Genomic DNA, 11,930 nt, shown 5'->3' on the forward strand with positions numbered 1-11,930 from the left:
GGGAGGCAGTGTGGATAAGAAATAAAAAAATGCTTAAGAAATAAAAAGGGGATTGTAGATTTACAATCCCCTTTTTATTTTAATTATCTGTCATTAATCTATTTAATGATAACTCTTCTGAAGATATTGGCCAAATGTAACCGGTTTCGGTTGGCGACTTAGCTGGTGCACTTCCTTTTAATGGAATAGTTAGCAACAAACGCGTTAAATCTGGGGCTCTTAAACCTTCTCCTAAAAACTCTATTCTTCTTTCTAATAATAAAGCATCCGTAAAATCGCTAACAGTAGCAGGAGCAAGCACTGTAGTTGCATCTGAACGTTGACGGACAGCATTTAATAACAACAATGCCTGGGCATCAACAGTATTTGTACTACGAACCCTTGCTTCTGCTAGATTGAGAAGCACTTCAGCCCATCTAATTACGGGAACATAGTCGGTATATGGACTTGCGGTGGTAAATTTAGCTACAAACTGTTTTGATGCTGCTGAGGTAAAAATTAAAGCTCTTCTTTTATCTGTAGATTTCCAACCCGTATTAGCGATAACACCAGCAGGGTTCAACGAAAACTCTGTTGTGCCTGGAGTGGCATTTGTAAAGTAAAAATACGATGCTAAAGAGTTCTGTGTTCCAGGATAATCCAAAGGACTGGCAGAAGAAGTCATTGGTAATGAAAATACAGACTCTGCGGTAGTATATGGCGTTTTAAATACAGTAGTAATATCCGCGACCAAATCATTCGGCACATTTACCTTCGCTTTAAACGGCGCTACAGCTGGCACCAATTTATTTGCTTCTGTAATAACATCGGCCCATTTGCCCATACTTAAATAAACCCTCGTTTTCAAGGCGATGGCGGTATTTTTATGCGCCCTTGTAGTGTTAAGCAAAGCTGTGGCATTTGTAGCTGGAAGATTTGCTTCTGCATAATTTAAATCAGATATGATCTGGGTATATACTTGATCTACGGTACTTCTCTCTAAATCTGAAAAACCAGGGCCTGTAATCCCTGTTAATCGCAGTGGTAGGCCTGGCTTACTGCCGTTTCCATCGGCATATGGCCTCGCAAAAACCTGTAATAAACTGTAATAAGATAAAGCCCTGATTAATCTCGCTTCGGCAGTATATTTTGCACCTTGGGCATCACCAACTACAGCATTTCCCTTGGAAGCCATACCATCAATAAAAACATTACATCTGTTAATGGTTACATAGGCCTGAGACCATAAACTTTTAACCGAAGTTGCACTGTTGGCAAGATTCATGCTCCAAACATCGGATGCCGTTACCAAGTTTCCGGTTTCGTTTATAAAATCTTCTCCTCTTATACTTCCGTAAACCAAATATCTACCTCCGTAAAAGGAGCCGTTTTTTAATGACCCATATAATGAATTTGCCTGACTTTCAATCCGGAATTGTGTATCGAAAGCATTTTCTGCAGCCACAGAAGTTTTTAGTGCAGGGTCTAGAAATTCTCTTTTGCAAGAACTTGTAAATACGACCGCCGAACACAGTATTGCTATATATAAATTTCTTTTGTTCATGATTTTTTCCTTTATATTTTAAAAACCTAAGCTAAGTCCCATGGTATAAGTCCTCGCATTTGGACCAGAGTTCCTATCTGACCCCTGACCAGAAGAGGTTGCCCCATTTGAAGAAACTTCTGGGTCTGGACCAGGGTATTTAGTTATAATGGCAAGGTTTTGACCTGCTACATAAACACGAAGACGGTTAATGCCTGATTTTCCGAACGCAGTTTGGGGAATAGTATAACCAAGGCTTAGATTTCTTAATTTAACAAAATCTCCTTTGAAAATATTAATATCCAATGGAATAGTATTACCATAAGAAACGTTATCAGTGTATACTGCCCTTGGGAAATCGGTGATATCACCAGGTTTTTGCCAACGGTTCAACACATCAACAGCATTGTTCCAATACCTCTGATCATGCAAACCTGCATTTGTTCCATAAGATACCCAGAAACCCAATTGATAGGTTAACATTACATTAAGATCAAAATTTTTGTAACGGAAAGTATTATCAAAACCACCATAGAACTTAGGTGCAGTATTGTGGTACATTTCCGCGTCAGCACTTTGGGTAATAGCTGGTGCAGTAGTACCATTATCAAGATAAGTCCAGTTTGCTTGACCAGTAGGCACGATATGTTGATAAGTAACTGCTCTACCCGCTTTGTTATAGAATATTCTTCTTCCAGTTGCTGGATCTACACCGCCAGTACGCACCACATAAAGATAACCAATAGAATAACCAGGAATAGACCGGTTAACATTTTCTCCTGTTGTGGTAGAGCCTGTTGGAGTTATAATTTCAGTTAAACCAGGCGCTAAGGAAGTAACCTCATTTTTATTGTAGGCAATATTGAAGTTACTGGTCCAAGAAAAATCTGTAGATTTAAGCGGCGAAGCGTTTACATTAAACTCCCAACCTTTGTTGTACATAGAACCAATATTGGTAGCAACAGTTGATGGAACACCCGTTGATGGAGATTGAGATACGTTAAGGATCAAACCATCGATGTTATTTTTGTAGTAATCAATTTCAAAATCGATCCTGCCTTTTAAGATACCGAAGTTAATACCAATATCCGTCTTTTTACTGGTTTCCCAGGTAAGCTCCTTGTTTCCGGCAGCACTGTAGATAGATGACGGAATACCACCATATAAAGCAGAGCCATAAGTAGAGAAAGTAGCATAGTCTCCAATGCCGGAGATATTACCAACCTTACCATAACTTCCTTTAATTTTAAAGCTACTAAATATCTTATCTAAACCAGCACTTGCCCAGAAATTCTCTTTAGTAATTTCCCAGCCAGCAGATGCTCCCCAAAACGTTCCTTTTTTAATCCCTAAAGCCGAATACTCATCTTGCCTTAAGTTACCGCTCAAGAAATATTTACCATCGTAGTTGTAGTTCAAACGGCCGAAATAAGATAATAAGTAATTTTCGCCGTAAGCTGCCCCTGTAGAGTTATTTAATGTAAAACCAGCCTGAACAACATCATAAGCCGGATCTGTTAAACCTTGGCGGTCTATACCGTAACCCGTAACCGTATTTCTTTGTTGTTCCTGCCCAACCAGCAAATTGAAACTGTGCTTAGAAATTTCGTAGTCTGCTTGCGCAGTGTTGGTCCAGGTCCAGTTTTTCCTTTTACGGAAAGCACCAATGGCTTCACCACTCACACCCTGACCAGGGCCATGAACAGGATTATAGAAAATATCGTTATCACTATTAATATAATCAATACCATACATTGATTTCAGGTTTAACCATTTGAATGGACTAACTTGTAAATAAGCATTAGATTGTAAATGGTCTAGCTCATTATTTTCCCTGTTTAAAGAAAGTACCTGAGCAAAATTGTAAAAACCAACCTGGTTACCTGTTACAATATTATTCATTGGGCCAACAAATGTAGCTCCTAAGTTAAAACTACCATCATTGTTATATGGCGACACATTTGGCGAATTTACCAATGTTGTTCTGGCTAAGCCTGATGTGCCATAAGCTTCTCCATTTAATGAACCTGATGAAATTGCAGCTAAGTTTTTCTCATTAGAGTAAGATAATTTACCACCGATGGTGATGAATTTATTCAATTTACTATCTATATTGAATAATCCATTTAATCTCTTGAAATCATTTTTCTGATAAATACCTTGTTGGTTTGTATAGCCAAAACCCATATAATACTTGGTATTTTCAGTTCCGCCAGAAACATTTACATTATGGTTTTGTGAAACACCAGTACGGTAAGCGTAATCATACCAGTTGGTGTTGATTGGCTGTCCGTCGGGGCCATTGGTTAAAACGAATTTCTGAATCTGCGAAACACCGTTGAAAGTTACATTCACGCTTCCCGGGCGTATAGCGTTTGCATTAGCAATAGCTTCGTTTTTATAATCGGTATATTGAAAAGCGTTAAGTAATTTTGGTAAGCGGTAGGCTTCTGACCAGCCCACCCAAAAATCATAATTCACCTTCGGCAAGCCTGTTTTACCCCTTTTAGTAGTAACAAACACAACACCGTTGGCTGCACGGCTACCATAAATAGCGGTTGAGGCTGCGTCTTTGGCAATATCGATACTCTCAATATCATTTGGGTTAATGCTCGATAAAGGGTTTGCAGCAGAGGCAGTTAAACCTTGGTCGCCTGTGGTTGCTACCACACCATCAATTACGAATAGAGGCTGAGAACTTAACGAAATAGAGTTAGTTCCCCTTATCCTGAATACAGGCGGAGTATTTAACACACCCGCAGGGACAGTGATCTGCACGCCCGAGGCTCTACCCGCCAAACCCGCCTCCAAGCTCTGAATAGGTTTTTGCGCAATAGCTGCTCCACTTACCGATGCAGTACTTCCGGTAGTTTCTCCACGCTTTTGGGTACCATACCCCACTACAACAATATCTGTTAATGTCTTTGAATCACTTTCTAATGCTACATTCAATGTATTTGAAGAACCAATGACTTTGGTTATAGAAATAAATCCAATAGACGTAAATTCTAATGATGTTATACTCCGTGCAACTTTAAGGGAAAATTTACCATCTGCACCAGTAGTGGTTCCGCCTGATGCACCTTTGATTTTAACAGTAACACCTGGAAGTGGCAATCCATCTTCGCTGGCCGTAACTGTTCCTGTGATTGTTCGATCTTGCGCTATTGCTGAGGTGGCAATAAATAGCAATATGAACAAACTTTGTAGAAGTTTTTTCATAAAAATAATTTAGTTTAGTTAATAATAATCCAATATATGATTTAGTATTCTGTAATGCAAATTTTACATTTTTAAATTTGCATTATTCAACCAAAAATCAAAGTACCCTTAAAGAACAGATTAGCTTTATTTAGTCAGACAACCTGCTTTTTTGTAAAATTAAAAGAAATAATATTTGTTAATGATGAGATATGCTTCGTAATTTCCAACTGTTGTGGCTCTGTCAATTGAAATTTCATTTTAATACATAAATCAGAAAGAGCTGATGGATCATGCGCACAATAGGGATTTTTTCAGTAGTTCGACCGTAATTTGTTGAAAAATTTGCAATAAAAGAACACACCCACGAACTTTTTATAAGTTTTTTCATAAAAATTTTATTTTAGTTAATAATATTCTACAATATAGCACTTATAGCAACCAATACAAACAAAAAAAACTATATAAACCAGGAAACACAGCGTATAAATATAAAATTCAAAAAAAAATCAACAAAAACAATGAATATTATAACAAATAAGGCACCGACGAGTTAAACAAATATTAAGATAAAGCTGACAGTAAAGGTTTAGAAAAATAAATAGCTTATAAATAATGGTTTTACTTAAATATTTTAAACAACCTATTATACTCGTGGCGAAATAAGCTAATTTTTATAATTCCCAATTAAAGGTCTCGGAAACAAGGTTTAGAAAGCTAAAACACTATATCAATAGCTATAGACAATATATATAAAACCAGAAAAGGCTAAACCTTATGCAGAAAACATACAAGGCCTGCCTAGGAGAAAGGGACTAGGAGCGAGATGAACCAGCTCTTAAGATTGGTTAATAGCAAATCAATAGCGGCAGTCGCAAGGTTAATATAAACGCTTTGTTATATTAAAAATTATCGAATCAAATACACTCAAATTTAAATTTCAGGATGCCTGCCACGCCTGGAAAACTCACAAAATTACCACAACAGGTTAAATAGAGTTATAATAAATTAGCAATTTAATTACATCTTCTTCTTTTTTAAGATTAAGCTTATTTGTTTCTGCAAATCTTTCAAGTTCGTCTTGTTTATTACCAATACCAGCAATTATGGATTTACGATCGAGCTTTATTCTTTTTAATACCGCCTTACCATCGCTTAAATAATAATATACAATTGGCTCTACTGTTTTATCTGTTACAGCCGAATTATATACTCTTGACTCATAAATTTTCTTTATAGTTCTTTTTATTAGTTGTATTCTGGAATTGTTCTCATATACTAACTTTTGGTAATATGATTTCTCTGTTGCTCCATCGATAGGCGCAAATCCATTAACAAAATAAGTTTCATTGAAAAGTCCATCAACAGAAACCGTTGCCATCTTAAATTCCAAAACAGGGCTTTTAAAAGCCATAACAGCGTCATTCTGACCTAAGAAAAACACTTCGTCCAATACCTGATCGTACTTTAACTTTACACCTTTATAAAGTTTACCATCAGCTAGCTTTACAACAGCATCGAGCCAGTTATCATTAAAAAACGGAGAGCCGTGTACATCAGTATACCGCATTGATTTCATTGGTGGGTTACCAGATACTGCATCCGCAATAAAAACTTCAGCTTGTGCTTTTAATAAATGAGGCACACAAATTAAAGCTAGCAGAGATAAGAAGACAAATCTATTAGTTTTCATCATATAAGAATAAAAAAGGCTAGGTGATTAACCTAGCCTTTTAACATCATTTATTAGTAACCTGGGTTTTGAGCCAAGTTTGGATTTTTTTGAGTATCGTAAAATGGAATTGGAAAAATTACATAATTAGATCCGTACGCTTGTGCGGCAACTACACTATGAGCAGGTATTCCTCGTCCTGTACGTAAATAATCAAATGATCCCTGTCCTTCAAACGCAAGTTCAATTCTTCTTTCTTTTAAAATAGCCGCAATTAAATCTGCCTTAGTAGCTGCAACAACAGGATCAGCTAATGATCTTGCTCTTACTTGGTTTAATAAGCCTAATGCAGTTACATCAATTGTAGTAGCTAAATTGGCTAAAGCTTCTGCCTTAATTAATAAGATTTCAGAATATCTTGAAACCGGAACCCAATCCGTAACACCTAAGTATTTAGTAGTCCAGTAAGAACCCGCTTGTTGAATAATCAAGTTTTTAAATCTTAAATCCTTAGCTTGATCCATTAAAGCAACATATTCATTACTTACTGTAATATCGCCTCTTTTTGATGGTGCATAGTGCTGACCCAAAGCGTTATTGGTATTTGGGTTATCACCACCATTCATTGCTACAGAAAAGATACTTTCTTTTGTAGTGTAAGTTCTAAATGCAGTTAACGGATCTGCATTCAATCCATACTTACCTGAAGAGATAATTTTATCAGCATAAGTATTTGCTTTGGTATAATCTCCTTTGTAAAGATACAATCTAGCTAATAGCGCCTGAGCAGCGCCTTTGGTTGCTCTTGCAACGTTTAATAAAGTAGGATCTCCATAATCAACCGGAAGCTTAGCTTCAGCATCAAGTAAATCAGCTTCTATTTGATTGTAAACATCAGCTACACTTGATCTCGAAACCTGATTAGCATCAGAGAAAGGCGCGTCAGAACTAGTTAAAACCAAAGGAACACCTGGATGCGTTGCAGAAGCCGTAAATTTATATGGCTGTGCATACAAATTCACTAAATAGAAATAGCACAAAGAACGGATATATTTAGCTTCACCTGTGTACTGATTAACTTTAGCACCAGAAACGATGTTTCCAGAAGCTGCTAAGTTTTTAACAAACAAGTTTACTTCACCAATGGTTCTATAAGCAGCTTGCCAAGCTGTTCCAATGAACGCACTGTTAGAATTAACCGTTGTAAACTGTGGTAGCGGGTTAAAATAAGATGATGGATTTACATCTGTACCACGTACATCAGCATAAATCAATACACGACCGCCAAAATACTCAGCATTCTGCAATTGATCATACATACCCACAGAGGCTTTTTCTACACGATCAGCTGTCTCAAAAGCCGAAGAAGGAGAAAGACTGGTTAAAGGCTCTTCGAAGATATCTTTTTGACAAGATGAAAGTGCCAAAATCGATACTGCAAATAGCGCAGTCTTTATATTTCTGAATTTATAATTTATTTTCATGATATTTTTCTTAGAAAGTTGCTGTTAAACCGATAGTATATGTTCTTGGCTGAGGAATGGCTCTGTTATCATAACCAACAGCAATATTTGTGTTATTTCTGTTACTGTTAACCTCAGGATCTATACCACTATATCCTGTAATAAGAAATGCGTTATATACTTGCGCAGATACTCTCAAATTAGTCATACCCAATTTCTGAAGATACTGGCCTTTTAATCTATAACCTAATGAAATTGCTCTTGCTCTTAAGAAATCACCTTTTTCAAGGAATCTGGTTGAAGCTTGATTGGCTGTTTGATCCAACATATTCAATCTCGGAATATCAGTAATCTGACCTGGGGTGGTCCAACGATCTAAAATTCTGGCATCATTGTTTTGGAAAGTATTTACCAATAAACCAGATAGTGTAGAGTTATAGATGTAGTTACCTCCTTGGTAAACCAATGAGATATTGAAATCAAAATCTTTATAAGTAAAAGTGTTATCAAAACCACCATACCATTTAGGTGCGCCAGTTTTTCCATCTAAATATACCTGATCTGCAGCAGTAAGAGATGTAGCTGTTCCGTCTGCTAAAGTATATTTTTGAGTAGCCTGGTTCCATATTTTTTTAGTTACACCATCAGCTGCATACCAGGTTGGATAACCAGTTTGAGGATCTACACCCGCCCATTGAACCAATTTGTAAGTTCCTAATGCACGGCCAACACTTGCAACTGTACTTGCTGAAGCAATATCTGCATTGTTGTTAGAAGCAACTAAACTTGTAATTCTGTTTTTGATTCTTGTAAAGTTGAATGATGAAGTCCAGTTAAAATCTTTAGTCTGGATGTTTTTGGTGTTTAAAGTTACCTCAATACCAGCATTTTTCATCGAACCAATATTGGTTGTAATTGATGAGTTTGGCACACCCACAGTATAAAGAACCGGAGCAGCTAAAATTAAGTCAGATACATTGGTATTGAAATAATCCAAAGTAATACCAATTCTGCTGTTAAGGATGTTTGCATCAAATCCAACATTTAATTTCTTTGAGGCTTCCCATCTTAAATCAGCATTTCCTAACTGGCTGCTTGAAAAACCGTTAACTGTAGTATAACTTCCACCTGAATAAAGTGTTCTAGCTGCATAAGAACCTACACCTCTAGAGTTACCTACTAAACCATAACTACCTCTAATTTTTAAGTAATTAATATATTTGTTATCCTTTAAGAAACTTTCTTGAGAGGCGATCCAGCCTGCAGATACACTTGGGAATTTACCCCAACGGTAAGCAGCACCGAAACCAGAGAAAGCATCTGCTCTCACTGCACCCTCAATAAAGTATTTGTCGTCATAAGTATAACCAGCTCTACCAAAATATGACTCTAGGCCATTTGAGAACAAACTACCACCTGATGCAAGTAATACAGTACCAGATGAAGGATCTGCACCTGTATAAGCACCATCAATAATGTTCTGAAAGAATGGATCAGCAAAGTTATTTGCCGAAGCATAAATTTGCTGTTGTTTAGTATACTGATATTCGGCACCTGCTGTTAAGCTAATGCGGTGTTTTTGAGCAATTGTTTTATCATATGTTGCAAAATTCTGCCAAACCCATTGGTTTCTAGTTAAAATATAATCCTGAACTAAACCTAAGTACGACAGACCTAAACCAGCAATAAGTGGGTTAGAGTACTGATCTTCAAAATTGCTTTGATAATCAACACCAAATTTCGATGTAATTTTTAAACCACTAATTGGTTGAATTTCTACATAAGCATTTCCAACAAAGTTTTGTGGTGTATTTTGATTTCTTTGTAAATCAACAGTTGCAATTGGATTGTAAACGCGGTTTCCAATGAAACTAGTTCCTAAATAAGAAGTAACGTTATTTCCTAAACCTAAATAACCTACAGGTGAAGTTGAAGTTAAGTTATAACCTTTAGGTCCATTCGGATTGAATACGGCAACAGTAGGAGCAGCATTATAACCAGAAATAGAAGCACCAGCCAAGTAACCATCAGTTAATACACCATAGTTAATACTTTTTGTGTAAGAAATTTCAACTCCAGATCTTAACCATTTTTTAGGCCTAACATCAACGTTCGCTCTAACAGATCCTGTTTTTAATTTATTACCATAAAGGATACCTTCTTGATCAGCATATCTAACAGAACCGTAATAAGTTGCCTTATCAGTACCACCCGAAATAGATACGGTATTATCAAAAGTTTTACCTGTTCTGAAAATTTGTTTCATCCAGTCCGTTCTATCAGGGGCGCCGTCGCCATCAATATCACTATCTTTAGCAATAACACCTACAGCAGCACCGTATCTATTAGTTGCTTTTTCATTGTTGATCAAATTGAACTGATCGCCATTTAAAAGATCTGGAACTTTTGAAGCCGTTGCAAAATTAGTTTTAGAATCGATAGTAAAGAGAGTAGTTCCGTTTTTACCTTTCTTTGTTGTAATTAAGATTACCCCATTTGCAGCTCTTGATCCGTATAGTACAGATGCACCCGCATCTTTCAATACTTCAATAGATTCGATATCGTTTGGATTGATCAAAGCTAATGGATCGAAACGTGTACCATTACCTCCGTTGAAAAGGTTCAAGTTTTCAAGTGTATTAGCAGGAATACCATCAATTACGACTAGAGGCAATGAACTTGTTGAGATTGAGTTAATACCACGAATACGGATAGAAACACCATCAGCTAAAGTACCACCGGAACTAGAAATCTGTACACCAGCTGCTTTACCAGATAAAGCTTTATCAAAACTTTCGATAGGCAGGCTTGCAAGATCAGATCCTTTTACTTTTGAGATTGAACCGTTAACGTCTTTTACAGCTTTAACTCCGTAACCCACAACAAGTACGTCTGTTAATGTTTTAGAATCAGCAGCTAAAATAACGTTTACCACCCCCGATGCCCCAACTGCTTTTGTTTGAGAAATAAAACCAAGGTAAGAGAATTCTAAAGAGGTAATGTTGGCAGGTAAACTGATAGAGAACTTTCCATCAGATCCTGTTTGAGCAGCAATCTTGGCTCCGGCAGCCTTAACACTTACCCCAGGTAAAGGTAATCCATCGTCTCCAGATGTAACTGTACCTGTAATTGTTCTGTTCTGCGCAAATGCAGCCGACGCTACAAACAAAAGAACGAACAAACTTTGTAGAAGTTTTTTCATGAAATTTAAGTTAGTTAATGATATAGTTATTTGAAGCGTTAAATATAACTGAGTTAACTAACATTTTAACAAAATTTAACAAAACAAACGCACATAATGACCTTATTTTGACAATATTATTGTCTGATTAAAAAGGCGGATTTGGGGAGATTATCTACAAAATGTAACATATTATAATCATATTTTACCTCAAAATTAGCGAAAATTGCCATTTAGACATTTTAAACGCAATTAATACATTTTCAAAAAACTGTGCCAAAATATAATTCTTGTAAAACTCATTACACAACTCTTACTATAAACAAAAAGAGATTTCCATCAAGGAAATCTCTTTTTTTACAACTGCTCATCAATGCGCTTTATAATTAACTAGCATCTAAGGAAGGTCTTCCAAAAATCCCGTTTTATGGTAGCCGCTTACTTTATATACAGTTCCGCTTACATTTAATTCAAAATAAATTGAATCTGTTGGGCTTTTAGAAACAGGGCCTTTGGTACCATTCGGAATAATCTTTCCATTTGCAATGGAAAAACTTGCGGGCTTCCCGGCAGTGGTAGATACATTGGCGATGTTTGCACCTGAGAAAAGTTTATTTGGATAATCTACCCCGGTTTTTCCCTTAATAGCCAAAACTGTAGCCCCAGATTTTAATCCTGCGGCCTGTACCCACATTACATTAGGTGTATTTTCTGATGTGTTAAAAGTATATAAGGTAGAATAAGCACCTGCCTCGTTTACTTTAACATGCCAGTCGCCAGCCATATCCTGAACTGCTGTACCGCCCGGTTCGGGATCTTTTTTACAAGCACTTATTGCAACCGTGATGAGTGCTATAAAAATGAATATTATATTAATCTTTTTCATGATAT

The 11,930-nt window shown here is 36.6% G+C and carries 6 protein-coding genes; all 6 read right to left on the reverse strand.

Features of this window, described 5'->3' with window-relative positions; translation table 11 throughout:
• Nucleotides 1-79: 79 nt before the first annotated feature.
• Nucleotides 80-1,543: a RagB/SusD family nutrient uptake outer membrane protein gene (locus ACN9MR_RS22720; RefSeq protein WP_426326813.1), complete on the reverse strand. Its 1,464-nt coding sequence runs from the start codon at nt 1,541-1,543 to the stop codon at nt 80-82.
• Between the two features lie 18 nt (nt 1,544-1,561).
• On the reverse strand, nt 1,562-4,744 hold the full coding sequence (locus ACN9MR_RS22725; protein ID WP_426326814.1) for a SusC/RagA family TonB-linked outer membrane protein: 3,183 nt from the start codon (nt 4,742-4,744) through the stop codon (nt 1,562-1,564).
• 967 nt (nt 4,745-5,711) lie between these two features.
• Nucleotides 5,712-6,419, reverse strand: coding sequence for a hypothetical protein (locus ACN9MR_RS22730; RefSeq protein ID WP_426326815.1), 708 nt, complete (start codon nt 6,417-6,419; stop codon nt 5,712-5,714).
• 50 nt (nt 6,420-6,469) lie between these two features.
• On the reverse strand, nt 6,470-7,879 hold the full coding sequence (locus ACN9MR_RS22735; RefSeq protein ID WP_426326816.1) for a RagB/SusD family nutrient uptake outer membrane protein: 1,410 nt from the start codon (nt 7,877-7,879) through the stop codon (nt 6,470-6,472).
• A gap of 10 nt (nt 7,880-7,889) precedes the next feature.
• Nucleotides 7,890-11,060: a SusC/RagA family TonB-linked outer membrane protein gene (locus ACN9MR_RS22740; RefSeq protein WP_426326817.1), complete on the reverse strand. Its 3,171-nt coding sequence runs from the start codon at nt 11,058-11,060 to the stop codon at nt 7,890-7,892.
• 376 nt (nt 11,061-11,436) lie between these two features.
• A complete protein-coding gene (locus ACN9MR_RS22745; protein WP_426326818.1) occupies nt 11,437-11,925 on the reverse strand; it encodes a lipid-binding protein in 489 nt (162 codons plus the stop codon).
• Nucleotides 11,926-11,930 lie beyond the last annotated feature (5 nt).

Source organism: Pedobacter sp. R-06, from assembly GCF_049913135.1.
Lineage (GTDB): Bacteria > Bacteroidota > Bacteroidia > Sphingobacteriales > Sphingobacteriaceae > Pedobacter.

What these genes read in the sequence shown, in the direction of transcription:
- ACN9MR_RS22720 (WP_426326813.1), bottom strand. Translation starts at nt 1,543, where the DNA reads ATGAACAAAAGAAATTTATATATAGCAATACTGTGTTCGGCGGTCGTA.
- ACN9MR_RS22725 (WP_426326814.1), bottom strand. Translation starts at nt 4,744, where the DNA reads ATGAAAAAACTTCTACAAAGTTTGTTCATATTGCTATTTATTGCCACC.
- ACN9MR_RS22730 (WP_426326815.1), bottom strand. Translation starts at nt 6,419, where the DNA reads ATGATGAAAACTAATAGATTTGTCTTCTTATCTCTGCTAGCTTTAATT.
- ACN9MR_RS22735 (WP_426326816.1), bottom strand. Translation starts at nt 7,879, where the DNA reads ATGAAAATAAATTATAAATTCAGAAATATAAAGACTGCGCTATTTGCA.
- ACN9MR_RS22740 (WP_426326817.1), bottom strand. Translation starts at nt 11,060, where the DNA reads ATGAAAAAACTTCTACAAAGTTTGTTCGTTCTTTTGTTTGTAGCGTCG.
- ACN9MR_RS22745 (WP_426326818.1), bottom strand. Translation starts at nt 11,925, where the DNA reads ATGAAAAAGATTAATATAATATTCATTTTTATAGCACTCATCACGGTT.